The 26,026-nt window shown below is 59.6% G+C and carries 19 protein-coding genes; 13 read left to right on the forward strand and 6 right to left on the reverse strand.

The annotated features are described in order from the left end of the window. Positions 1-126 precede the first annotated feature (126 nt). The 6 genes from HUW52_RS27130 (at position 127) to HUW52_RS27155 (ending at position 7,154) form a co-directional block, all read left to right on the forward strand. The gene (locus HUW52_RS27130; protein WP_175555347.1) at positions 127-1,503 is read left to right on the forward strand and encodes an OprD family porin; all 1,377 of its coding nucleotides are present in this window, start codon (positions 127-129) and stop codon (positions 1,501-1,503) included. 78 nt (positions 1,504-1,581) lie between these two features. Beyond that, positions 1,582-3,177, forward strand: coding sequence for an ABC transporter substrate-binding protein (locus tag HUW52_RS27135; protein ID WP_016985408.1), 1,596 nt, complete (start codon positions 1,582-1,584; stop codon positions 3,175-3,177). Between the two features lie 72 nt (positions 3,178-3,249). Further along, a complete protein-coding gene (locus tag HUW52_RS27140; RefSeq protein WP_007953665.1) occupies positions 3,250-4,260 on the forward strand; it encodes an ABC transporter permease subunit in 1,011 nt (336 codons plus the stop codon). An 11-nt stretch (positions 4,261-4,271) separates the two neighbouring features. Continuing rightward, positions 4,272-5,195 (forward strand): ABC transporter permease subunit, encoded by a 924-nt coding sequence (locus tag HUW52_RS27145; protein ID WP_016985407.1) that lies wholly within the window; start codon positions 4,272-4,274, stop codon positions 5,193-5,195. Positions 5,196-5,205: 10 nt separating this feature from the next. Next, on the forward strand, positions 5,206-6,174 hold the full coding sequence (locus HUW52_RS27150) for an ABC transporter ATP-binding protein (protein WP_016985406.1): 969 nt from the start codon (positions 5,206-5,208) through the stop codon (positions 6,172-6,174). Next, positions 6,174-7,154 carry a peptide ABC transporter ATP-binding protein gene (locus HUW52_RS27155; RefSeq protein WP_007917625.1) on the forward strand — a complete coding sequence of 327 codons (981 nt, stop codon included), beginning with the start codon at positions 6,174-6,176 and terminating at the stop codon, positions 7,152-7,154. Before HUW52_RS27150 ends, HUW52_RS27155 begins: the two co-directional genes overlap by 1 nt. Before the next feature lie 213 nt (positions 7,155-7,367). On the opposite strand, the gene HUW52_RS27160 is transcribed toward HUW52_RS27155, so the two are convergent. The 3 genes from HUW52_RS27160 to HUW52_RS27170 form a co-directional block, all read right to left on the reverse strand. After that, complete coding sequence (locus HUW52_RS27160) at positions 7,368-7,625, reverse strand: hypothetical protein (protein WP_016985405.1); 258 nt, start codon at positions 7,623-7,625, stop codon at positions 7,368-7,370. Positions 7,626-7,785: 160 nt separating this feature from the next. Next, complete coding sequence (locus tag HUW52_RS27165; RefSeq protein WP_175555348.1) at positions 7,786-8,982, reverse strand: MFS transporter; 1,197 nt, start codon at positions 8,980-8,982, stop codon at positions 7,786-7,788. 971 nt (positions 8,983-9,953) lie between these two features. Beyond that, positions 9,954-11,537 carry a peptide chain release factor 3 gene (locus HUW52_RS27170; protein WP_016986350.1) on the reverse strand — a complete coding sequence of 528 codons (1,584 nt, stop codon included), beginning with the start codon at positions 11,535-11,537 and terminating at the stop codon, positions 9,954-9,956. A gap of 358 nt (positions 11,538-11,895) precedes the next feature. Between HUW52_RS27170 and HUW52_RS27175 the strand changes: the two genes are divergently transcribed. The 5 genes from HUW52_RS27175 to HUW52_RS27195 all read left to right on the forward strand — a co-directional run bounded on the left by HUW52_RS27175 (position 11,896) and on the right by HUW52_RS27195 (position 17,147). Next, on the forward strand, positions 11,896-12,585 hold the full coding sequence (locus HUW52_RS27175; protein WP_169844036.1) for an ABC transporter permease: 690 nt from the start codon (positions 11,896-11,898) through the stop codon (positions 12,583-12,585). A gap of 21 nt (positions 12,586-12,606) precedes the next feature. Beyond that, entirely contained in the window at positions 12,607-13,512 is a 906-nt protein-coding gene (locus HUW52_RS27180; protein ID WP_175555349.1) for a glycine betaine ABC transporter substrate-binding protein, read from the forward strand. A gap of 12 nt (positions 13,513-13,524) precedes the next feature. Continuing rightward, positions 13,525-14,178, forward strand: coding sequence for an ABC transporter permease (locus tag HUW52_RS27185; protein WP_007915307.1), 654 nt, complete (start codon positions 13,525-13,527; stop codon positions 14,176-14,178). Then, positions 14,175-15,332, forward strand: a complete 1,158-nt coding sequence (locus tag HUW52_RS27190) for a betaine/proline/choline family ABC transporter ATP-binding protein (protein ID WP_175555350.1) — start codon at positions 14,175-14,177, stop codon at positions 15,330-15,332. The genes HUW52_RS27185 and HUW52_RS27190 overlap by 4 nt, the downstream gene beginning before the upstream one ends. A gap of 651 nt (positions 15,333-15,983) precedes the next feature. After that, positions 15,984-17,147, forward strand: a complete 1,164-nt coding sequence (locus HUW52_RS27195; RefSeq protein WP_016986476.1) for a type III PLP-dependent enzyme — start codon at positions 15,984-15,986, stop codon at positions 17,145-17,147. A gap of 284 nt (positions 17,148-17,431) precedes the next feature. On the opposite strand, the gene HUW52_RS27200 is transcribed toward HUW52_RS27195, so the two are convergent. Both HUW52_RS27200 and HUW52_RS27205 read right to left on the reverse strand, forming a co-directional pair. Then, a complete protein-coding gene (locus HUW52_RS27200; RefSeq protein WP_175555351.1) occupies positions 17,432-18,187 on the reverse strand; it encodes a tetratricopeptide repeat protein in 756 nt (251 codons plus the stop codon). Further along, a complete protein-coding gene (locus HUW52_RS27205; protein ID WP_016986478.1) occupies positions 18,184-18,864 on the reverse strand; it encodes a Fe2+-dependent dioxygenase in 681 nt (226 codons plus the stop codon). Before HUW52_RS27205 ends, HUW52_RS27200 begins: the two co-directional genes overlap by 4 nt. A gap of 207 nt (positions 18,865-19,071) precedes the next feature. Between HUW52_RS27205 and HUW52_RS27210 the strand changes: the two genes are divergently transcribed. Together HUW52_RS27210 and HUW52_RS27215 are read left to right on the forward strand one after the other, a co-directional pair. Continuing rightward, the gene (locus HUW52_RS27210; protein WP_175555352.1) at positions 19,072-21,393 is read left to right on the forward strand and encodes a TonB-dependent siderophore receptor; all 2,322 of its coding nucleotides are present in this window, start codon (positions 19,072-19,074) and stop codon (positions 21,391-21,393) included. Positions 21,394-21,637: 244 nt separating this feature from the next. Next, positions 21,638-24,166: a sulfite reductase flavoprotein subunit alpha gene (locus tag HUW52_RS27215; protein ID WP_175555738.1), complete on the forward strand. Its 2,529-nt coding sequence runs from the start codon at positions 21,638-21,640 to the stop codon at positions 24,164-24,166. A 195-nt stretch (positions 24,167-24,361) separates the two neighbouring features. Here the strand turns inward: HUW52_RS27215 and HUW52_RS27220 are convergent, their stop codons facing one another. Beyond that, on the reverse strand, positions 24,362-25,903 hold the full coding sequence (locus HUW52_RS27220) for an alkaline phosphatase (protein ID WP_016986481.1): 1,542 nt from the start codon (positions 25,901-25,903) through the stop codon (positions 24,362-24,364). Positions 25,904-26,026: the final 123 nt, after the last annotated feature.

The raw sequence follows: 26,026 nt of genomic DNA on the forward strand, positions 1-26,026 counted from the left end.
AAGCGATTTGCCGAAATTTGCCAATCCGGCTTTTTGCAAACGTTTGCGATGTGTGAATGAGTTCTAAACCAATAACCGGCATACCAAAAAAAGCCGGCATAAAAAGAAAGTAAAGGAGCTTCACCCATGAAACTGAGCAACACCGCGATACTGGCTTTGGCCATCAGCAGCATCACCGCCGGAGCCCATGCTGAAAGCGTCAGCCAGGACTTCATACCGACGCAACTGGCCAGCACCAGCGCCCAGTCCGAAGCCAAGGGTTTTATCGATGGCCAGAGCCTGTCGGGTTCGACCCGTAACTGGTACGCCAACGAAGAAAAAAAGCGCGGCGGCACTTTCAGCTATGAACGCCACGGCGAAACCCTGACCGGTTCGCGCCGGATCAACTGGGTTCAGGGCACCATTCTCAACTACACCTCGGGCTTCACCCAAGGCACCGTGGGGATCAGCACTGAAGTCGCGGCGTACAACGCCATTGCTCTGGATCGCAGCCGCGAAGACATCAAGGGCGGTTCCAACCGTACCCTCGCCCACTCCAACGGCGACGCCGTCGATCAGTGGAGCAAACTGGGTCTGGCCAACGTCAAGGCGCGTATCTCCAACACCACCCTGACCGCCGGCCGCATGAACTTCAGCAGCCCGATCGTCGACGTTATCGGCAACCGTCCGCTGCCATCAAGCTTCGAAGGCGTGGCGATCCACAGTGAAGAATTCGACAATCTGTCGTTCGACCTCGCGACCTTCGACCGCGTGTCGCCACGTACCGAACAGAGCCTGTCGAAATTCCGCACCGAATACAGCAACACCGGTGTTGAAACCGACCACGTCAACACCGCCGGCGTGAACTACCAGCCGCTCAAGAGCCTGAAAACCAGCCTCTACGCGACCCAGGCTGAAGACTTCTGGAACCAGTACTACTTCGGCGCCACTCACGAACTGGGCGACAGCTCGGTACTGAGCCTGACCACCGGCCTGAACTACTACAAGACCGTCGACGAAGGCAAAAAGTTGATGGGCGAGATCGACAACGACACCTACTCGCTGTCGTTCGGTCTGACTCACCAGGCACACACCCTGACCTTCTCGTACCAGGAAGTGAACGGTAACGAGTACTTCGACTACCTGCACGAAACCAACGGCATCTACCTGGCCAACTCCCTGTTGTCGGACTTCAACGGACCAAACGAGAAATCCTTCCAGATCGCCTACGGCATCAACATGGCCGAGTACGGCATTCCGGGCCTGAAGTTCAACGCCTACAGCGCTCGCGGTTGGGGCATCGACGGTACTCACTACGTCGGCACCGCTTACGACGTGCGCAACATGGACGGCGAACACCATTACGAATACGGCATCGGCTCTTCGTACGCTGTGCAGAGCGGCCCGCTCAAGGCCACCACGATCCGCGCGACCTACACCACCCACCGCGCCAGCGAAAACCAGGCTGACGGCAGCATCAACGAGTTCCGTCTCGTGACTACCATCCCGTTCAACATCCTGTAAAAAACGCCAGCCGACGGCTGACTCATGATGAGTCGGCCGTTCGGCTTTTTGTCTTCAACCGATTGCAGAGGGTTATCGATGAAAATGCTTCCCCTACGTGCGGCCGTTGCGGCTGCGTTGCTGAGTGTCGCCATCGGCGTCTCGGCCAAACCCTTGGTGGTCTGCACCGAAGCCAGTCCGGAAGGCTTCGATATGGTCCAGTACACAACTGCAGTCACGGCGGATGCTGTGGCCGAAACCATCTTCAATCGTCTGGTGGACTTCAAGCCTGGCACCACGGAAATCGTTCCGGCCCTGGCAGACACCTGGGAAATCAGTGAAGACGGCCTGACCTACACGTTCCACCTGCGCCAAGGCGTCAAGTTTCACACCACCGAATACTTCAAGCCGACCCGCGACATGAACGCCGACGACGTGGTCTGGAGCTTCCAGCGTCAGCTGGACCCGAATCACCCCTGGCACAAGCTGTCGAGCGTGGGCTTCCCGTACTTTGAAAGCATGGGCTTCAAAGAACTGCTCAAAAACGTAGAAAAAGTCGACGACCACACGGTCAAGTTCACCCTGACCCGCCGCGAAGCGCCGTTCCTGGCCGACGTCGCGATGCCGTTCACCGCCATCTACTCCGCCGAGTACGCCGATCAGTTGCTCAAGGCCAACAAGACCGGCGACCTCAACAACAAGCCTGTCGGCACCGGCCCGTTCATTTTCCAGCGCTACGCCAAGGATGCGCAGGTGCGCTTCAAGGCCAACCCGGATTACTTCCGTGGCAAGCCACCGGCCGACGCGTTGATTCTGGCGATCGCCACCGACAACAACGTGCGCCTGCAGAAGCTCAAGGCCAACGAGTGCCAGATCGCCCTGTATCCGAAGCCGGATGACATCCCGAGCATCAAGAAAGACGACAAGCTCAAGGTCGATGAGCTGAACGCGATGACCGTTTCGTACATCGGCATGAACACTCAGCATAAATACATGAGCGACGTGCGCGTGCGTAAGGCCATCAATATCGCCTTCGACAAAGCGGCTTACGTCAACGCGCTGTTCGGCCCGGGCAATGCGACCGTCGCGGTCAACCCGTACCCGGACACGCTGCTGGGCTACAACCACGACCTGAAGAACCCGCCACGTGACCTCGACAAGGCCCGCGCCCTGCTCAAGGAAGCCGGGGTGCCGGAAGGCACCGTGTTTACCCTGTTTACCCGCAACGGTGGCGGCCCGACCAACCCGAACCCGATGCTGGGCGCACAAATGATGCAGGCTGACCTGGCGAAAGTCGGGATCAAGATCGACATCCGCGTGATGGAATGGGGCGAAATGCTCAAACGCGCCAAGGCCGGTGAGCACGACATGGTCTCGGCCGGATGGGCGGGCGACAACGGCGACCCGGATAACTTCCTGACGCCTATGCTCAGTTGCGAAGCTGCCAAGAACGGCGAAAACTACGCGCGCTGGTGCAACGAGAAATTCCAGGCACTGCTCGACGAAGCACGGGCTAAAGTAGATCCGGCCGAACGCGCGAAACTCTATGAGCAGGCTCAGGTCCTGTTTAATCAGGATCAACCGTGGATCAGCATGGCCCACACCCGGATGTTTACTGCAATGCGCAACAACGTAGAGGGCTATCACATCAGCCCTCTCACCACTAATAACTTCGCCACCACCCAGGTGAAGTAGATAAGAAACTCCCGGTGTTCCTGACCCAGGGACACCGGGCACGCCTAACCGGCTGATGAGGTACCACACAAGATGTTTAGTTTTATTGCCCGCCGACTGGGGTTGTTGATCCCCACGTTTTTCGGCATCACCTTGCTGACTTTCGCGTTGATTCGCATGATTCCGGGCGACCCCGTGGAAGTGATGATGGGCGAACGTCGGGTCGACCCCGAAATGCACGCTCAGGCAATGGAACGCCTAGGTCTGAACAAGCCACTGTATGCCCAGTATCTGGACTACATCGGCAAACTGGCCCACGGCGATCTCGGCGAATCCCTGCGTACCCGTGAAAGCGTATGGACCGAGTTCACCTCCCTCTTCCCGGCGACCCTGGAACTGTCCATGGCCGCCCTGCTGTTCGCCGGCATTCTGGGCCTTCTGGCCGGGGTGATTGCGGCACTCAAGCGAGGATCCCTGTTCGACCACGGGGTGATGGGCATCTCCCTCGCGGGGTATTCGATGCCGATCTTCTGGTGGGGCCTGATCCTGATCATGTTCTTCTCGGTGAGCCTGGGCTGGACCCCGGTATCCGGGCGGATCGATCTGCTTTACGACATCGAGCCGCGCACCGGTTTCATGCTGATCGACACGCTATTGGCCGACGACATGGGCGCGTTCCTCGATGCCCTGCATCACCTGATCCTGCCGGCCATCGTGCTCGGCACTATTCCGCTGGCGGTGATCGCGCGGATGACCCGTTCGTCGATGCTCGAAGTGCTGCGCGAAGACTACATCCGCACCGCCAAGGCCAAAGGCCTGTCGCCGTCGCGCGTGGTGTTCGTGCACGGTCTGCGTAACGCACTGATTCCGGTACTCACCGTGGTCGGCCTGCAAGTCGGCACGCTGCTGGCCGGTGCGGTTCTGACCGAAACCATCTTCTCCTGGCCCGGCATCGGTAAATGGCTGATCGAAGCCATCGGCGCCCGGGACTATCCGGTTGTGCAAAACGGCATCCTGTTAATCGCCTGCCTGGTGATTCTGGTCAACTTCGTAGTGGACATCCTCTACGGCTTTGCCAACCCACGCATCCGTCATCAGCGCTGAGGTCCATAACCATGAGCACTCCAACATCCTCAGTAGCCACCGCCGCCAACGCGGATCAAAGTCTGCTGTACCCGTCACCGTACAAAGAATTCTGGCAAGCCTTCTCGAAGAACAAGGGCGCGGTTGCCGGCCTGCTGTTCATGCTGCTGGTGATTTTCTGCGCACTGTTCGCGCCGTGGGTCGCCCCGCACAACCCGAGCGAGCAATACCGTGACTTCCTGCTGACGCCGCCGGCGTGGCTGGAAGGCGGGCAAATCCAGTTCCTGCTCGGCACCGATGAACTCGGTCGCGACTTGCTGTCACGCCTGATCCAGGGTTCGCGCCTGTCGCTGCTGATCGGTTTGTCGTCGGTCGTCATGTCGCTGATTCCGGGGATCCTGCTGGGTCTGTTCGCCGGTTTCTTCCCGAAGATGATCGGCCCGACCATCATGCGTCTGATGGACATCATGCTGGCCCTGCCGTCGCTGCTGCTGGCGGTGGCGATCGTCGCCATCCTCGGCCCTGGCCTGATCAACACCGTGATCGCCATTGCTGTGGTTTCGCTGCCGTCCTACGTGCGTCTGACCCGCGCGGCCGTGATGGGCGAACTGAACCGCGACTACGTGACCGCCGCGCGCCTGGCCGGTGCCGGCCTGCCACGGCTGATGTTCATCACCGTGCTGCCGAACTGCATGGCACCGCTGATCGTTCAGGCAACCTTGAGCTTTTCCTCGGCGATTCTCGATGCCGCTGCGTTGGGCTTCCTTGGCCTTGGCGTACAACCGCCAACCCCTGAGTGGGGCACCATGCTGGCTTCGGCCCGCGACTACATCGAACGCGCCTGGTGGGTGGTGAGCCTGCCTGGTTTGACCATTTTGCTCAGCGTGCTGGCAATCAACTTGATGGGCGACGGTCTGCGCGATGCGCTGGACCCGAAACTCAAGAACGCCGCCTGAGGAGATTCCCATGTCACTGCTAGAAATCAAGAATCTCAACGTTCGCTTCGGCGACAAGACCGCGACCCCCGTCGTCGATGGCCTCGACCTGAAAGTCGACAAAGGCGAAGTGCTGGCCATCGTTGGCGAGTCGGGTTCGGGTAAATCCGTGACCATGATGGCGCTGATGGGCCTGATCGAGCATCCCGGCATCGTCACCGCCGACTCGCTCAGCTTCGACGGCAAAGACATGCTCAAGCTGAGCAACCGTCAGCGTCGGCAGATCGTCGGCAAAGACTTGTCGATGGTGTTCCAGGACCCGATGACCGCGCTGAACCCGAGCTACACCGTCGGTTTCCAGATCGAAGAAGTGCTGCGCCTGCACCTAAAAATGTCCGGCAAGCAAGCGCGTAAACGCGCGATCGAACTGCTGGAAAAAGTCGAAATCCCGGGCGCAGCCAGCCGTATGGACGCCTACCCGCATCAACTGTCCGGCGGTATGAGCCAGCGCGTCGCGATCGCCATGGCGATTGCCGGCGAGCCGAAACTGCTGATCGCCGACGAACCGACCACTGCGCTGGACGTGACGATTCAGGCACAGATCATGGATCTGCTGCTGGCGTTGCAGAAAGAACAGAACATGGGCCTGGTACTGATCACCCACGACCTCGCGGTCGTGGCTGAAACTGCCCAGCGCGTCTGTGTGATGTACGCCGGCCAAGCCGTTGAAGTCGGTCAGGTGCCGCAACTGTTCGACGTCCCGGCGCACCCGTACAGCGAAGCACTGCTCAAGGCGATTCCCGAGCACAGCCTCGGCGCCGCACGTCTTTCGACCCTGCCGGGCATCGTTCCGGGCCGCTACGACCGTCCGCAGGGTTGCCTGCTGTCGCCACGCTGCCCGTACGTGCAGGACAGCTGCCGCGCGCAGCGTCCAGGCCTTGATCCGAAAGCCCACAGCCTCGCCCGCTGCTTCTTCCCGCTGAACCAGGAGGTGGCGTAATGGCCGTCGTACTTACCGCCCGCGACCTGACCCGTCACTACGAAGTCTCACGTGGCCTGTTCAAGGGCCATGCGACCGTGCGCGCACTGAACGGCGTGTCGTTCGAACTGGAAGCCGGCAAGACCCTCGCTGTTGTAGGCGAATCGGGCTGCGGCAAATCCACCCTCGCCCGTGCGTTGACGCTGATTGAAGATCCGTCGTCCGGATCCTTGAAAATCGCCGGCCAGGAAGTCGCCGGCGCCGACAAGGCCCAGCGCAAGCAACTGCGCAAAGACGTGCAGATGGTCTTCCAAAGCCCGTACGCGTCGTTGAACCCACGACAGAAAGTCGGTGACCAGCTCGGCGAGCCGCTGCTGATCAACACCAACCTTTCCGCCGCCGAACGTCGCGAAAAAGTCCAGGCGATGATGAAGCAGGTCGGCTTGCGTCCCGAGCACTATCAGCGCTATCCGCACATGTTCTCCGGCGGTCAGCGCCAGCGTATCGCCCTGGCTCGCGCCATGATGCTGCAACCGAAAGTGCTGGTGGCGGACGAACCGACCTCGGCACTGGACGTGTCGATTCAGGCGCAGGTGCTCAACCTGTTCATGGATCTGCAGCAGGAGTTCAACACCGCGTACGTGTTCATCTCGCACAACCTCGCGGTGGTGCAACACGTGGCCGATGACGTGATGGTGATGTACCTCGGTCGCCCGGTGGAACTGGGGCCGAAGAACGACATCTACGAGCGTCCGCTGCACCCGTACACCCAGGCGCTGCTGTCGGCGACCCCGACCATTCACCCGGACCCGAACAAGCCGAAAATCAAGATCGTCGGCGAACTGCCCAACCCGCTGAACCCGCCACCGGGCTGCGCTTTCCACAAGCGCTGCCCGTATGCGACCGAGCGTTGCAGCACCGAAGAGCCAGCGTTGCGCCAGCTCGACAGCCGGCAAGTGGCTTGCCACTACGCCGAGCAGTTCCTCGACGGCGCGGCATAAGCAAATCTGGAGAGCGATACAAAACACTGTGGGAGCGAGCTTGCTCGCGAAGGCGTTGGATCATTCAACATAGATGTCGCCTGATACACCGCTTTCGCGAGCAAGCTCGCTCCCACAGTGATCGCATTTCAAAGAGAGTGACGTGTTAACCAAACCCCTTCTGCCTCGATTGCGCATCAGTCGAGGCAGAAGGGGTTTTCTTTTGCCTGCGATTTACGTCTGGCTGTCGCCGTCGTCGTCATCAGTGTCCGGCTCGTCAGTGGTCGAGTCGTCATCGTCTTTACTGCCGCCCTGGTCCTGATCGCCCGGCTCGGACTCAGACTTGGCGAGCATCAAGCCGCTATGCCCAATCTTTCCGTTGAACGCCTGGGAATCGTGATCCTCGCACTCGGCCCAGGCCGTCGCGGTGCCGAGGGACAGCATGACCATCACTTTCAACAGCAATAAAACCCGTAGCAACCTGCTTTTCATAGCCGACTCCATCCATTTTCAGGTGAGACATTCGTGCCTGACTGGCGCTGTGTGAAATCTAGTTCCGATCCATCGGGTTCACCAGATAGGACGCTAACGAGCAGGCAGAAATGCCCTCAGCAGACAGATTGCTTTCGAATAACGCCAATAGCCGGATCAGCTAAGCGACCGGGCGCACGCGCGTGGCCTGCCAAGTCAGAGGGATGGAAATCAACACCATCAGCGCACTCGCCAGCCACACACTGTGACCACCGAATTGACCATACAACTGGCCACTGAGTACCGGTGACAACAGCGCACTGGCGCTCCAGCTCATAAAGAACAGGCCAAAGTACTGACCGCTTTTGCCGCCTTGGGCAAAGCGCATCGCCAGCACATTCAGCGGCGGCATGAAAAAGGCCTCGCCCAAGGTCCAGATCAGCGTCGACAGGCAGACGTAAAACAGCCCGGAACCGAACGGCAGCATGCCCAACCCGCAAGCCAGTAACACACTGCCGAGCAGCATTTGCCGACGCATGCCCCAACGTTCGCCCCAGTGCGACAGCGGAATCTGCAGGGCGATCACCAGCAACGCATTGAGGCCGAACTGCCAGCCGATCGCCTCGGTGCTCAAGTGATAGTAATCACGCAGGTAATTGCCCAGCGTGCTGTAGACCGTATCAAACGCGATGCCAAGCACGGCCGTCGCCGCCAGCAACCAGAGGAACGGTTTGTCGCGATACGGCACCCCGGAACCTGCGTCATCCGTGGACTTTTTGTCATTGATCAGCACCGGCCGCTGCCACGTGGTGCGAACAAACCAGAGCAGCGCCAACAACGTCATCGCCGCGCTGCCGAAAAACACCCAGCGAAAATCGGTCTGCGCCAACACCCCGCCCGCGACGCCGGCGGCCGCCATGCCGAGGTTGCGCGCCACCCGGCTCAAGGCCTGCGCACGCGAACGTTGAGCGACTTCGCAATATTCCATGATCAGCCGCTGATGCAGCGTGCGAATGGCACCATCGTTGGTTCCGCTGAGCAACAGCAAAGCAGCCAGCAACGGCACTTGCGTGACCAGCCCCAGCAGCATCAGCACCCACACTGAAACAAAGAACAGCGACGCCGTCAGCCGCGCCGTGCGCACATGATCACTGAGCCAGCCACCGAGTATCGAACCCACCAGCAACCCCGCGCCATAGGCCGAGAGCAACCAGCCCACGGTCTCGATCGCCAGCCCCAGCTCCTGACGCAGGTACAACGCCATGAACAGCTTGACCATGCTGCTCAGGCGATTGATGAACAACAGCGCACCGAGCACCCAAGCCATTACACTGAAATAGCCGTCCAGTCGTAGCAAGTGAGTCAGGCGACTCGTCATTCCATTGACCTCTCAGAGCGACTTGGGTGGAGCTGAAACACTAACGGTCAGCAGGCTGGATGTCGCGTTCAAGTGCATCGAGATCACGATAAACCGAGGCGTCCTACAGCCATTGCGCGCGATAAAACCGTGCCGAAGATCAAAAGCCCCTCACCCTAGCCCTCTCCCAGAGGGAGAGGGGACTGACCGAGGTGTTTGGGAGAGCTACGCCGACCTGAAATACCGAGCTGAACTCAGACTCTGAAACAGATCAAAAGCCCCTCACCCTAGCCCTCTCCCGGAGGGCGAGGGGACTGATCGCGGGGTTTGGGAGAGCTACGCCGACCTGAAATACCGAGTTGAACTCCGACTCTGAAACAGATCAAAAGCCCCTCACCCTAGCCCTCTCCCGGAGGGAGAGGGGACTGACCGAGGTGTTTGGGAGAGCTACGCCGACGTGAAATACCGAGTCGAACTCAGATTCTGAAAAGCACACAAATCGGCTCCCTCTCCCTCGAAGAGGGCTGGGGTGAGGGGCAGCCCCAACACAAACCAATAGCCGAACACCGCTTGGCCCTTAACCACTCAATAGGCCGAGTGTCAGCTCGCCTGCTTTTGATCTTGGAGCCCGTCGGCAGGCTGAGTGGAGGGATTGATCCGGGGGTAGGCGCGCAGCGCCGTTCGACGAAGTCGAACACATCGAAAGGAGGTGCAGCGAAGCAAACCGGAAGCGATGCCCCCGGATCGATCCCGGAGCGAAGGAACCCCGAGCCCCAGCGAGTGGGCCGAACGTCAGGGCGCAGACCTTTGGTTCCTTTGGGGCGTTTGCCAAAGGGACTCGCTGTAAGAGCGAAACCGCCAGCGGCAACACCCAAAGCAACGGATATTCACCCAAAACCCCAAGAACCTGGTCGGCCCACAGGCCGCCAAGACCAAAGCAAAAAGCCCCCGATGCTTTCACATCGAGGGCTTCGGACCAACCAATTCAGAGCTTAATGATGCTCACGCGTCGCGCGGAATTTCACATCCGGCCAACGCTCTTCCATCAACGCCAGATTAACCCGCGTCGGCGCCAGGTAAGTCAGGTGACCACCGCCATCAACGGCAAGGTTCTCCACAGCCTTGTTAGAGAATTCCTCAAGCTTCTTCTTGTCAGTGCACTCAATCCAGCGCGCGGAATACACAGTGATCGGCTCATACGAGCACTCAACCTTGTATTCCTCCTTCAAACGGCTGGCGACCACATCGAACTGCAGCACACCCACGGCGCCAAGAATGATGTCGTTGCTGCGCTCCGGGAAAAACACCTGCGTCGCGCCCTCTTCAGCCAACTGCTGCAGCCCCTGTCGCAACTGCTTGGACTTCAGCGGATCACGCAGACGCACACGACGGAACAGCTCCGGCGCAAAGTGCGGAATACCGGTGAAACCGAGGGTCTCGCCTTCGCTGAAGGTGTCGCCGATCTGGATCGTGCCGTGGTTGTGCAGACCAATGATGTCGCCGGCAAAAGCTTCTTCCAGCTGCTCACGCTCGGAGGAGAAGAACGTCAGGGCGTCACCGATGCGCACGTCCTTGCCGGTGCGCACGTGGCGCATCTTCATGCCTTTCTCGTACTTGCCGGAGCAGATACGCATGAAAGCGATACGGTCGCGGTGTTTCGGGTCCATGTTCGCCTGGATCTTGAAGATGAAGCCCGAGAACTTCTCTTCGACCGGTTCAACGGTACGCTCGTTGGCCACACGGGCCAGCGGACGTGGTGCCCAGTCAACGACGGCGTCGAGAACGTGGTCAACACCGAAGTTGCCCAGCGCCGTACCGAAGAACACCGGCGTCAGTTGACCGTCGAGGAATTCCTGCTGGTTGAATTCGTGACAAGCGCCCTGCACCAGTTCCAGCTGCTCGATGAAACGCTCGTACTCGTCGCCCAGGTGCGCGCGCGCCTCGTCGGAATCGAGCTTCTCGATGATCTTGGTTTCGGTGCGTTCGTGACCGTGACCGGCGGTGTAGACAATGATGTAGTCGTCGGCCAGGTGGTACACGCCCTTGAAGTCGCGGTAGCAACCGATCGGCCAGGTGATCGGCGCAGCCTTGATTTTCAGAACGGCTTCGATTTCGTCGAGCAGTTCGATCGGGTCGCGGATGTCACGGTCGAGTTTGTTGATGAAGCTGACAATCGGCGTGTCACGCAGACGGCAGACGTCCATCAGCGCAATGGTCCGTGGCTCGACACCTTTACCGCCGTCGAGGACCATCAATGCCGAGTCCACCGCCGTCAGGGTGCGGTAGGTGTCTTCGGAGAAGTCTTCGTGGCCCGGGGTGTCGAGCAGGTTGATCATGTGTTCGCGATACGGGAACTGCATGACCGACGTGGTAATGGAAATACCCCGTTGCTTCTCCATCTCCATCCAGTCGGATGTCGCATGGCGATCGGATTTACGGGATTTCACCGTACCGGCCACTGCAATCGCCTTGCCCATCAACAGGAGCTTTTCGGTGATCGTGGTTTTACCGGCATCGGGGTGGGAAATAATGGCGAAAGTGCGGCGTTTCGCGACTTCGGCGGCCTGGTTGGTCATGGGAAATCGCCTGGCGGTGATTCAAAAAAGGGCCGCGATTATAGCCCAACTCGATGCAATAACCGAACCGTTGAGCACATTAAGGGTGGCCAAATGCTGCCGCAGATGGGAACCTTTTAAAGCCCGGAGACGTCCATCCCCTGTTACGAATTTTCGTCAGGGGCTGAAAAATCAGCAAGTTAGCCTGACGAGGCTGCGCTCATGGCTCGCTTTCAGACCGCTTTTTGCCGGGGCTGAGGGAGCTGCTTCTCGCGAACGTTTATTCCCGGCAGCCATGTATGGCATGCCACACGGGAGGGCGTTCGCCGACTACAAAAAAAGGAGTCCGCCTGTGGCTATCCGCTATGGCAAAGGGCTGATGGGAGGTGCGGTGGTGATCGCGCTCCTGGCCCTGCTGGTCCACTGGATCGGCATCAACACGATCGAACACTACCGCGACGATTTGTTGTTTTACCTGCAAGCTCATCTGATTCTCGTCCTCGCTTCAATGCTGGCCGCCCTTGTCGTGGGCATCCCCGCCGGCATCTTCCTCAGTCGCCCGACCATGGTCGGCCGCGCTGAACGCTTCATGCAGATCTTCAATATCGGTAACACCGTGCCGCCGCTGGCCGTGCTCGCGATTGCCCTGGGCGTCCTCGGCATCGGCAGTGGCCCGGCGATCTTCGCTTTATTCCTCGCCTCCCTGTTGCCGATTGTGCGCAACACCTACGAAGGCCTGAAAAATGTGCAGGGTTCGCTGAAAGAAGCGGCCGTCGGCATCGGCATGACCCCGCGCCAGGTGCTGTGGAAAGTCGAATTGCCCAACGCCGTGCCGATCATCGTCGGTGGCGTGCGCGTGGCTTTGGCGATCAACGTCGGCACCGCGCCGCTGGCGTTCCTGATCGGTGCCAACAGCCTCGGCAGCCTGATCTTCCCTGGCATCGCCCTGAACAATCAGCCGCAACTGCTGCTCGGCGCCGCGTGCACCGCGCTGCTGGCCTTGCTGCTCGATGGCGTGGTCACCCTCGCCAGCCGTCTCTGGCTGGAACGCGGTTTGCGCCCGTCTTAAGGCTCTTGCGAAGGAATATTTATGAAACGATTTAGTTCGACTCTGGGATTGATAGCGGGTTGCGTTCTGCTGTTCGCAGGAATCGCGCAAGCAGCCGACAAACCAGTGATCCGCCTCGGCGCCCGGGTCTTCACCGAGCAGACCCTGCTCGCGGAAATCACCGCGCAATACCTGCGCAGCAAAGGTTATGACGCGCAGATCACCGGTGGTCTGGGCAGCAACCTCGCCCGCAGCGCCCACGAAAGCGGGCAGCTGGACATGCTCTGGGAGTACACCGGCGTGTCGCTGGTGGCCTACAACCATGTCACCGAAAAACTCGACAGCGCCCAGTCCTACGCCCGGGTAAAAGAACTCGACGCGAAAAAAGGTCTGGTCTGGCTGACCCCGTCGAAATTCAGCAATACCTACGCCCTCGCGCTGCCGAAAAAGGTCGCTGAGGAATATCCGCAGATCAACAACATCAGCCAGTTGAACGAAGTGCTGCGTGCCGAAGCCAAGACCAATCACCTGGTGGCGTTGGACACCGAGTTCGCCAACCGCTCCGACGGTCTGATCGGCATGGTCGATCTCTACGGCATGAACCTGACCCGCAAGAACATCCGCCAGATGGATGCCGGGCTGGTTTACACGGCGTTGCGCAACGGCCAGGTGTTTGCCGGTCTGGTCTACACCACCGACGGTCGCCTCAACGCCTTCGGCCTGAAGTTGCTGGAAGACGACAAGCATTACTTCCCCGACTACACCGCCGCGCCGGTGGTGCGTCAGGCTTATCTCGACAAGCACCCGCAACTGGCCGAACAGCTCAAGCCGCTGGCCGAACTGTTCGATGACGAAACCATGCGCCAGCTCAATGCGCGGGTCGACGTCGATCACGAAAGCCCTTCGAAAGTCGCTGCCGATTTCCTGCGCCAGCATCCACTCAACTAAGGAGGAAAAGTCATGGAATTTCTGAACGCCTTTTCCCACCTCGACTGGCAGCAGGTGATGCACCTGACCTGGCAGCACATCACCCTCGTCGGCATTGCCGTGACCCTGGCGATTGTCGTTGGCGTGCCGCTGGGCATTCTGATGACACGCTTTCCGACCCTAGCAGGTCCCTTGCAGGCCAGCGCCACGGTGCTGCTGACCGTGCCGTCGATTGCCCTGTTCGGTCTGCTGCTGCCGTTCTATTCCAAGTTCGGCCAAGGCCTCGGGCCGATGCCAGCGATCACCGCCGTGTTCCTTTATTCGCTGCTGCCGATCATGCGCAACACCTACCTCGCCCTCACCGGCGTAGAGCCCGGTATCCGTGAAGCCGCGCGCGGCATCGGCATGACCTTCGGCCAGCGCCTGCGCATGGTCGAGTTGCCGATTGCGGTGCCAGTGATCCTCGCCGGCGTGCGCACCGCCGTGGTGATGAACATCGGCGTAATGACCATCGCCGCGACCATCGGCGCCGGCGGCCTCGGTGTGTTGATCCTCGCTTCCATCAGCCGCAGTGACATGTCGATGCTGATCGTCGGCGCGCTGCTGGTCAGTCTTCTGGCCATTTTCGCTGACCTGTTTCTCCAATGGCTGCAACGCTCGTTGACTCCAAAAGGACTGCTCAAATGATCGAACTTCAAAACCTCAGCAAAACTTTCCAAAGCAACGGCAAAGATGTCAAAGCCGTGGACTCGGTGAGCCTGACCGTCAATGAAGGCGAAATCTGTGTGTTCCTCGGGCCATCGGGTTGCGGCAAAAGCACCACGCTGAAGATGATCAATCGCCTGATCAAACCGACCTCGGGCAAGATCCTCATCAACGGCGAAGACACCACCGATCTCGATGAAGTGACCCTGCGCCGCAACATCGGCTACGTGATCCAGCAGATCGGTCTGTTCCCCAACATGACCATCGAAGAAAACATTGTCGTCGTGCCGAAACTGCTCGGCTGGGACAAACAGAAATGCCACGACCGCGCCCGCGAATTGATGAGCATGATCAAGCTTGAGCCCAAGCAGTATCTGCATCGCTATCCGCGAGAGTTGTCCGGTGGCCAGCAACAGCGCATCGGTGTGATCCGCGCATTGGCGGCGGATGCGCCGCTGCTGTTGATGGACGAGCCGTTCGGCGCGGTCGATCCAATCAACCGCGAAATGATCCAGAACGAATTCTTCGAGATGCAGCGCGCGCTGAACAAGACCGTGATCATGGTCAGCCACGACATCGACGAAGCGATCAAACTCGGCGACAAGATCGCCATCTTCCGCGCCGGCAAACTGCTGCAGATCGATCATCCGGACACGCTGCTCGCGCACCCGGCAGACGACTTTGTCAGCAGCTTCGTCGGCCAGGACAGCACGCTCAAGCGTCTGCTGCTGGTGAAAGCCGAAGATGCGGCGGACAACGCGCCATCGGTGAGCCCGGAAACACCGGTGGCCGATGCGCTGGAATTGATGGACGAACATGACCGTCGCTACGTGGTGGTTACCTGTGCTGACAACAAGGCCTTGGGTTACGTGCGCCGTCGTGATCTGCACCGTCAGACCGGCACTTGCGCGCAGTTCCTGCGTGAGTTCAACGCGACGGCGGCGTATGACGAGCATTTGCGCATCCTGCTGTCGCGCATGTACGAGTTCAATCGCGCGTGGTTGCCGGTGATGGATGCCGAGCGGGTGTTCCTTGGCGAGGTGACGCAGGAGTCGATTGCGGCTTATCTGAGCTCGGGTCGTTCGCGCGGGATGAAGACCAGTATCGTCTCGCCGGCTGAAGCAGTGGTCGCCTGATTAACCGGTAAAAACACAAAACCCTGTGGGAGCGAGCTTGCTCGCGAAAGCGGAATATCAGTCAACAACGATGTCGACTGTGAAAAAGCCTTCGCGAGCAAGCTCGCTCCCACAGGGTCATGGTGATTTTTTGTTCATTCACAGGGCGGAAAAGAATCTCAACACCTGACAACAGCCCAGCCTGTCTCAAGCAGCTTGCGAAACCGCCAAAATCCCCTTCACCCCCTCCTCTCGCCGCCAACGTCGCCGATGTTGCGCCCATCACACTTACCCAAGACTTAGCCGACATAATCCACGAACGTGCAGGTATTTTTAACACTTGAAAATTCTCGGGGAACATCTGCCCGTCATCTCGGTCGGCTACAAAGAGTAATGAACGCGACGCACGTCAGAAGCGTGCAAAAACGCGACATTTTTAGTTGATCTCACGCCCCTCACGCCCTAAAGTTCGCGCCGAACGTCCATGCTGGAAACGATCCATCCGGCTCAAGTACTGACGACGAGACAGCAAGGCCAAGGGAAAGCTGCACATCCCATGGCCTTTTTGCTTTCGGCGACATGCCTTGGGAAGTAGGCGAACCAAAGTGGGGATACGGAGGACGTTCATTTGCACCCATTGTTTTTACTTGTTTGCCCATAGGAGCTCCCAGCATGTCGATCCAGGTCGAAGACTATTTCGCGCGCGCTACATTCGACAAAATGAAGGCGTTCGCCGACAAACAGGAAACCCCGTTCGTGGTGATCGACACCGCGATGATCAGCCAGGCCTACGATGACCTGCGCGCTGGTTTCGAATTCGCCAAGGTCTACTACGCGGTCAAGGCAAACCCGGCCGTCGAGATCATCGACCTGCTCAAAGAAAAAGGTTCGAGCTTCGACATCGCCTCGATCTACGAGCTGGATAAAGTGATGGATCGCGGCGTCAGCGCCGACCGTATCAGCTACGGCAACACCATCAAGAAATCCAAGGACATCCGCTACTTCTACGAGAAGGGCGTGCGTCTGTTCTCCACCGACTCCGAAGCCGACCTGCGCAACATCGCCAAGGCTGCCCCGGGTTCGAAAGTCTATGTGCGCATCCTCACCGAAGGCTCGACCACGGCTGACTGGCCACTGTCGCGCAAATTCGGCTGCCAGACCGACATGGCCATGGACCTGCTGATTCTCGCTCGCGACCTCGGTCTGGTGCCTTACGGCATCTCGTTCCACGTCGGTTCGCAGCAGCGCGACATCAGCGTCTGGGACGCGGCGATCGCCAAGGTCAAAGTGATCTTCGAGCGCCTGAAAGAAGAAGACGGCATTCACCTCAAGCTGATCAACATGGGCGGTGGCTTCCCGGCCAACTACATCACCCGCACCAACAGCCTGGAAACCTACGCTGAAGAAATCATCCGCTTCCTGAAAGAAGATTTCGGTGATGACCTGCCGGAAATCATTCTCGAGCCGGGCCGTTCGCTGATCGCCAACGCCGGTATTCTGGTCAGCGAAGTGGTGCTGGTTGCGCGCAAATCGCGTACTGCGGTCGAGCGCTGGGTGTACACCGATGTGGGCAAGTTCTCCGGCCTGATCGAAACCATGGACGAAGCGATCAAGTTCCCGATCTGGACCGAGAAGAAAGGCGAGATGGAAGAAGTCGTCATCGCTGGACCGACTTGCGACAGCGCCGACATCATGTACGAGAACTACAAGTACGGTCTGCCGCTGAACTTGGCCATTGGTGATCGTCTGTATTGGCTGTCGACCGGTGCGTATACCACCAGTTACAGCGCGGTTGAGTTCAATGGCTTTCCGCCGTTGAAGTCGTTTTACGTGTAAGTGCTGAAGCCGTAATGCAAAAAGCCCATGACGTGTCATGGGCTTTTTTGTGTTTTTGGGTTCGGCTTGAAGTTTTGCCGGGGTAATTGAGACCGAGGCCCCTCACCCCAGCCCTCTCCCAAAGGAGAGGGAGCCGACCGAGGTGTAAAGCGTCATTCACCGACCGGAGAGACCGTGTCGATTATGGATTCCGCAAAGCACGTTCAAGTCGGCGTAACTCTTCAATATCCCCCGGTCAGTCCCCTCTCCCTCCGGGAGAGGGTTAGGGTGAGGGCTTTGCGAATTCAGACGCGCTGCAATTCTGCATATCGAAGCGCGAACTGAGCAGCCATCCCCTGAATCCTGGGATCTGTCGCACCTAGCAGCGTCTGACTCGCCACCCGCAGAAAATTCAGATTGCCGCCGGCCAATGCTTTCTCAAGCCAATCGACCGCCTGATCGATCCGCCCCTCATCCGCTAAAACTGCAGCAAAACTGAACTGCCCGCGAAAATCCCCACCCTCCGCCGAGCGCCGATACCATTCACGCGCCGCCACCGGATCCGCCTGGCACACCTGGCCTTCTTCCAGATACCGCCCCAACAGATTCATCGATTTCGCATGACCCAATTCAGCCGCGCAACGATACAGCGCCAACGCCTGAAGGTGATCCACCGCCACCCCGCGTCCCGTCGCCAGCAGATTGGCGAGGTTGTACATCGCCCAATCCAGTCCGGCCTCCGCAGCAATCCGATAGTGCTGCGCAGCAACCGACGCATCCGCCGCAATGCCCCAACCATGCTCATGACAACGCCCGAGCATATTGCGCGCCATCAGATGCCCACGCCCGGCGGCGATGCCAAACCAGCGCAGCGCCAGCGCTTGATCCTGCGCAATGCCCTGGCCGTCGAGCAGGATCTGCCCAAGCAAGGCCTGCGCTTCAACCTCGCCCTCACCTGCCGCGAGCAAAATTGCCTGCGCCGCGCGTGCCGGGCTTTCGCCGAGCATGACGCTGAGTTGTTCGCCGCTGAGGACTTCCTCGCGACGCAATTGGAAACTCATACCTCGACCCAGCGCCGCAGCAAGTTGTGATACGTGCCGGTGAGGCGGATCAGCGAAGGGTGCTCAGGCATGTCATGAGTCAGTTGCTGAATCGCCCCGTCCATCTCGAACAGCAACGCGCGCTGACTGTCTTCACGCACCAGACTCTGTGTCCAGAAGAACGACGCATAACGCGCACCCCGCGTAACCGCGTTGACCTTGTGCAGGCTGGTCCCGGGGTACAAAACCATGTCGCCGGCCGGCAACTTCACCCGTTGCGTACCGTAGGTGTCCTGGATTTCCAGCTCGCCGCCGTCGTAATCCGCAGGCTCGCTGAAGAACAGCGTGGCAGACAGATCGGTGCGCACCCGTTCGATGCTGCCCTTGGGCTGGCGCACGGCGTTGTCGATGTGGAAATCGAAACTGCCACCGGCGGTGTAACAGTTCACTAACGGCGGGAAGACTTTGTGCGGCAGCGCGGCGGACATGAACAGCGGGTTTTTCCACAACCGCTCAAGCATCGCTGCGCCGATTTCCTTGGCCAGTGGATGGCCTTCGGGCAGTTGCAGATTGTGCTTTGCCTTGGCCGATTGAAAGCCGGCGGTGATCTTGCCATCGGCCCAATCGGCGTGCTCCAGCGCCTCACGAATGCGCTGCACTTCGTCTTTTGCGAACAGTCCGGGGATGTGCAGCAGCATGGCGATGTCACCTGATGGCAAAGAGGCGGCAATGGTATTGATTCTTATTGGCTGTGTAAAACCCGAGAGACGAACGAACTGGCAAAAACCGTAAGGTTAAATTGTAAAGAATGTAAATTCAGTGCGAATAACAATGTTTCGCAATTGATACGAATACTTGTTTAACCTATATTCCGCGGCCTCAAATCCTTGGGGAGGGGAATAAAAATGGCACGTCAACACGCACAATTACCGGTCAGTTCACCACGTCTGCTCGCCTCTGCAATCGGTGTGGCAATCACCGCCGGCTCCGCTGGCCAGATGGTGTTCGCCGCGGAAAAAACCGACAGCAAAGCCACCGGCAATGCCATCGCCCTGGACGCCACCGCCATCACCGGCGAAGCGCAGGACTCAACGTCCTACCAGGTCGAAAAAGCCTCCTCGCCCAAGTACACCGCGCCGCTGGTCGACACGCCGCGCTCGGTCACCGTTATTCCGCAACAAGTGCTCAAAGACACCGGCGCCCTGAACATGCAGGACGCATTGCGCACCGTGCCGGGCATCACCTTCGGCGCCGGTGAAGGCGGCAACCCACAGGGCGATCGTCCGTTCATTCGTGGTTTCGACGCCCAGGGCGACACCTACCTCGACGGCGTGCGCGACACCGGTTCACAGAGCCGCGAAATTTTCGCTGTGGAAAACATTGAAGTCAGCAAGGGCCCGAACTCCGCCATCGGCGGTCGCGGCGCGGCAGGCGGCAGCATCAACCTAGTGAGCAAGAAAGCGCACTTGGGCAACTCGTTCGACGGTGGTTTCACCTGGGGCTCCGACCAGACCCAGCGCTACACCCTCGACGGCAACTACCAGTTCAGCGACACCGCTGCCGGCCGTTTGAACCTGATGAGCCACGAGAGCAATGTCGCCGGTCGCGACAAAGTCGATTACGACCGCTGGGGCATCGCGCCATCTCTGGCGTTTGGCCTGGGCACCGACACCCGCGTCAACCTCGATTACTACCATCTCGAAAGCAACGACACCCCGGATTCGGGCGTGCCGTACACCATTCCTGCTGGCGGCTCCGCTGCACGCACCAAGTCCAATCCGGACAAGCCGTACGCCGGCGGTGACCACAGCAATTTCTACGGTCTCGATCGCGATTTCCGCAAAGGCCGCACCGACACCGCGACCTTCGCCATCGAGCATGACCTGAGCGACTCGCTGACAATCAAGAACACCCTGCGCCACGGCACCAGCATGCAGGATTACATCCTGACCCAGCCGGACGACAGCAAGGGCAACGTCAACAATGGCAGCCTCTGGCGTCGTGCCAATACTCGGGTGAGCAACACCGAGACCACCACCAACCAGACTGACCTGTTCGGCAACTTCTATGTTGCTGGCTTCAAGAACAGCTTCTCCACCGGTGTCGAGTACACCCGTGAGGAAAGCCAGAAGTCCTCGTACAACGTCAACACCGACACCACGCCGCGCACGACCAACGTGCCGGCGAGCAGCAACTGCACACCGTCGATGATCGGCGCTTCGAGTGGCTACAACTGCACGTCGCTGTCGAACCCGAACCCGAACGATCCGTGGAACGGCGCAATCTCGCGCAACTACGCCGGCACCGACACCCAGGCCAACACTTACGCGCTGTACGTGTTCGACACCCTGGAGCTGAACGAGCAGTGGCTGGTGAACATGGGGCTGCGTTACGACCACTTCGACACTGACTACAAGACCTACAACGCTGCCGGCACCACCACGTCCAAGGGTGATGACACCAGCGAGTTCGTCACCGGTCAGTTCGGCGTCGTCTACAAGCCGGCGGAAAACGGCAGCATCTACGCCTCCTACGCCACCTCGGCCACGCCGCCGGGCAACACCTTGGGCGAAGGTCAGGAAGGCAACCCGTTGGGCGGCACCCCGGATCGCAGCGGCAACCTGCTGAGCAGCGACATGGAGCCGGAAACCACCAAGAACTACGAGATCGGTACCAAGTGGGATCTGCTCAATGATCGCCTGTCGCTGACCGCTGACATCTTCCGTACCGAGAAAGAAAACGCTCGCGTACAAGTCGACACCACCTCGTACGAAAATGCCGGCAAGACCCGCGTGCAAGGTGTCGAGCTGTCGGCCAGCGGCAAGATCACCGACAAGTGGCAAGTGTTCGCCGGTTACGCCTTCATGGACAGCGAACAAGTCGACGGCGGCCCGCTGGGCAAGGCCAACGATGGCAACGAACTGCCTAACACGCCGAAAAACAGCGCCAGCCTGTGGACCACTTACCAGGTCACGCCGAAGCTGACCATCGGTGGCGGTGCGTTCTACGTCGACGACGTGTACGGCAGCGTGGCCAACACCACCATGGTTGATTCGTATGTTCGTTACGACGCGATGGCCGCGTACAAGCTGACCAAGAACGTCGACCTGCAACTCAACGTGCAGAACCTGACCAACGAAACCTACTACGACAAAGCCTTCTCGACCCACTTCGCCAACCAGGCGGCGGGCCGTACGGCGCTGTTGAGCACCAACTTCCACTTCTAAGAAAGGTGGAACCTGTGAAACCTGTGGGAGCGAGCTTGCTCGCGAAAGCGGTGGGTCAGTCAGCCTTCATGTCACTGACAGATTGCATTCGCGAGCAAGCTCGCTCCCACAGGTGATGTGATCAACAGGCTCGGCCCCGTTCATTCAATTGAACGGGGCTTTTGTGCGTAATAAAGAACGCTTCTCGATAACCCACGGCATAATGCGCGCCGTGAAGACAATTTCCGAACGGACGGCGAGTGACGTGTTGAAGAAAACCCTGTTCCAGTTGCACTGGTTTTTTGGCATCACCGCAGGCTTGGTGCTGGCGTTGATGGGCATCACCGGCGCGGCCTATTCGTTTCAGGACGAGATCCTGCGGGCGCTGAATCCGTCCGTCCTGCAAGTAGAAAAGCAGGTGGCCGGTGTGCTGCCGCCCGTGGAACTGGTCGAGCGCATCGAAGCCACGTCCGGCAAAAAAGTCTCGATGCTTTGGGTCGAGACCGACAGCGGCAACGCCGCGAAAGTGTTCTTCACCCCGCCCAAGGGCGAACGTCGTGGCGAGATGCGTTACTTCGATCCGTACACCGCCGAGTTCATGGGCGACGCGGTCGGCCAGGATTTCTTCGGCCTGATGCTGCAACTGCACCGCTTCCTCGCCATGGGCGATACCGGGCGCAACATCACCGGCGCCTGCACATTGATCCTGCTGTTTTTCTGCCTCTCTGGTTTGTATCTGCGCTGGCCACGGCAGTGGAACAGCTGGCGCGTGTGGCTGACGCTGGACTGGAAGAAAAAGGGCCGCGCCTTCAACTGGGACCTGCATTCGGTAGCCGGTACATGGTGCTTGTTGGTGTATCTGCTGCTGGCACTGACCGGGTTGTCGTGGTCGTACGAGTGGTACAACAAAGGCCTGACCAAATTGCTCTCCGATGCCCCGCAAAACGAACGCGTGCGCGGCGGTCGTGGCCCGGCACCGGAAGGCCCGGCGCCGACTGTCGATTACGCAGCGATGTGGAGCAGCATCTACAGCGCTGCCGGCCCGGGGCTGGCTGCCTACAACATCCGTATGCCGGCCGTCGCGGGCCAACCGGCGACCGTGTTCTATCTGCTCGACAGCTCGCCGCACGATCGCGCGTTGAATCAGATTACCCTCGACCCGGCCACCGGCATCGTCAAACGTGTCGACCGTTACGCCGACAAGAGCTTCAAGGCGCAACTGCTGACCAGCATTTATGCGCTGCACGTCGGCAGCTATTTCGGCTTGGTCGGGCGGATCATCATCACCCTCGCAGCGGTGTGCATGCCGTTGTTTTTCATTACCGGATGGCTGCTTTACCTCGACCGTCGGCGCAAGAAAAAGCAGATCAAGGATGCGCGCCAAGGTCTCGAACAACCAGCCGGCGATGCGTCGGCATGGCTGATCGGCTTCGCCAGCCAAAGCGGTTTTGCCGAGCAACTGGCGTGGCAGACCGCCGGGCAATTGCAGGCCGCCGGATTGCCGGTGAAGGTGCAGCCGCTGGCGAATGTCAGCGAGCAGGATTTGCGTGATTCCAGCAACGCACTGTTTGTCGTCAGCACCTTTGGCGACGGCGAAGCGCCGGACAGTGCGCGTGGATTCGAACGCAAAGTGTTGAGCAAGGCGGCAACCTTCGACAGTCTGAATTACTCGATACTCGGCCTCGGCGATCGTCAATATCAGCACTTCTGCGGTTTCGCCAAACGCCTGCACCAGTGGTTGGCTGAGCACGGCGGCAAGACATTGTTCGCCCCGGTGGAAGTCGACAGCGGCGATCCGTATGCCCTGCGTCACTGGCAAACCCAACTCGGCCTGCTCACCGGCCAAGCACCGGTCGACACCTGGCAAGCGCCAAGCTACGACAACTGGACGCTGGTACGCCGCGAGCTGATGAACCCGGACAGCAGCGGTGCGCCGATTTACTTGTTGGGCCTGAGCGCACCGAACACCAGCAGTTGGCTGGCCGGTGATCTGGTCGAAGTGCTGCCGCGCAACTGCCCGTGGGCCATCGAGCATTTCCTCGACGGCCTCGGCATTCGCGGCGAGACCATGGTGAAAATCAACGGCCTCGACGAGCCGTTGGAAGTCGCATTGGCGTCGCGGCAGTTGCCGGAACACTGTGCACATCTGGTCGGTTTGCATGCGCAATCACTGGTCGATGCAATGGTGCCGTTGGCCATGCGCGAATACTCGATCGCCTCGATTGCAGCCGACGGCGTGCTGGAGTTGATCGTGCGTCAGGAGCAGCATTCGGATGGCAGCCTCGGCATTGGTTCCGGCTGGCTGACCGAGCATGCGCCAGTGGGTGGCAGCATCAGTTTGCGGGTGCGACGCAACAGTGGCTTCCATCTGCCGAACGAACCCGTGCCGATGATTCTGCTGGGCAACGGCACCGGTCTGGCCGGGCTGCGCAGTTTGCTCAAGGCGCGGATTGCCGATGGTCAACAGCGCCAGTGGTTGCTGTTTGGCGAGCGCAATCGTGAACACGATTTCCTCTGCCGCGCCGAGCTGGAAGAGTGGCTGATCAATGGTGATCTGGAACGGCTGGATCTGGCGTTTTCGCGGGATCAGGCGGAGAAGGTTTATGTGCAGGATCGCTTGCGTGAATCGGCTGACGAGTTGAAGAAGTGGCTGGCGGACGGGGCGGTGATTTACATTTGTGGCAGTTTGCAGGGGATGGCTTCGGGGGTTGATCAGGTGCTTAACGACATTCTCGGGGCAGCCGAAGTGGAGCGGTTGATTGAGCAGGGTCGTTACCGCCGCGACGTCTATTAAAGAGCCCCTCACCCTAACCCTCTCCCGGAGGGAGAGGGGACTGATTGGGGGATGCTTGAGATGTACGCCGACCTGCGACTGCTTTACCGAATCCATAATCGACACGGTGTTTCAGGTCGACGTACCTCTTCAGACTCCTCCGTCGGCCCCCTCTCCCTCCGGGAGAGGGCTGGGGTGAGGGTTAGCTCTTGATCTTCAAACCGGCTGCAACCTCTGCTCAAAAACCGCCACCCCATTCAAATCCCGCAACACCACACTCATCTCCCCACTCCCCCCTTCAATATTCACCTCGCCAAAAAACTGAAACCCGGCAAACGGTGAAGTGTTCTGCACCGGCGGCGCCTTCTCGAACACCACCTCCGGACCAAAGGTCTTATCCAGCGGATTAGGCCCAAAGCTCCCGGCGTTCAGCGGCCCGGCGACAAACTCCCAGAACGGTTCGAAATCCTGAAACGCCGCGCGATCCGGGTGATAGTGATGCGCCGCGCAGTAATGCACATCTGCCGTGAGGAAGACAAAATTGCGCACCTGCTGCGCACGCAGATAGCCGAGCAATTCGGCGATTTCCACCTCGCGCCCCTGAGCCGGTCCCGGGTCACCGTTAGCCACCGCTTCCCAACGCGGGACACCCGGACTGACCTCGCCATCCGGCACGCCAAGGCCGATTGGCATGTCGGCGGCAATGACCTTCCACTGGGCTTTGGATTTCTTCAAGCCGCGCTTGAGCCAGTCCAGTTGCTCGCGACCCAGGAACGGTTTTGCCGCGCCAAGGTTGTCGTCATTGGCGCCGCGATAACTGCGCATGTCGAGCACGAACACATCGAGCATCGGCCCGTAACTGAGCTTGCGATAAATCCGTCCGCCACCGTCGGCAGCCTGCAAACGCATTGGCGAATACTCCAGCCAGGCCTTGCGTGCACGGCCGACCAGGGTGTGGATATCTTTCTCCTGATAACGCTCGTCGAGTTGCTTGCCCGGCGACCAGTTGTTGACCACTTCATGGTCGTCCCACTGCCAGATCTGCGGCACTTCGGCGTTGAAGCGGCGGATGTTTTCGTCCATCAGGTTGTAGCGATAGTTGCCGCGATAGTCGTCGAGGGTCTGCGCGACTTTGCTCTTGGCTTCGGTGGTAAGGTTGCGCCAGATGCGACCGTTTTCGGTGGTGAGCTGCGCGGGCACCGGGCCGTCGGCGTAGATGGTGTCGCCGCTGTGGATAAAGAAGTCCGGCAGGCGCAGACGCATGGCTTCATAGATGCGCATGCCGCCGATGTCCGGGTTGATGCCGAAGCCCTGGCCGACGGTGTCGCCGCTCCAGACGAAACGAATATTGCGCCGTGCCGTCGGTGCGCTGCGCAGGTGGCCGAGCCACGGTTCGCTGGCGACGCCGGTGCGGGCGTCCTTGAAGTACACGCGATAGAAAATTGCCTGATCGGCGGGCAGGCCGGTGAGCTCAACGCGGGCGGTGAAGTCGCTGCGGGCATCGGCGAGCGCCGAGACCACCCGGCGCGGGTGACGAAACTGGCTGCGAGTGTCCCACTCGACCACCATATGCGCGGGACGATCGCTGCGGCTCCAGATCATCGCGCGGTCGCCTTGCAGGTCGCCGGACTGCACGCCATCGGTCAGTTGCGGGCGGTCCTTGACCGAAGCAATCACCGCCGGCGCCAGGCCTGGCATCAGCAATCCGGCGCCGACGACTTGCATGACACGCCGGCGACCGGGGTTGAAATCGCTCATGGTGTTCTCCCTGAAAAAAGGAAAACTTAAGCACGCTCACATGACCCGGAAATGACACCGGACACACCACACAACCCATGTGGGAGCGAGCTTGCTCGCGAATGCGTCCTATCAGTCGAAATC

Origin of the sequence: Pseudomonas sp. 43A (genome assembly GCF_013363935.1) — a bacterium.
GTDB classification, from domain to species: Bacteria; Pseudomonadota; Gammaproteobacteria; order Pseudomonadales; family Pseudomonadaceae; genus Aquipseudomonas; species Aquipseudomonas crudilactis.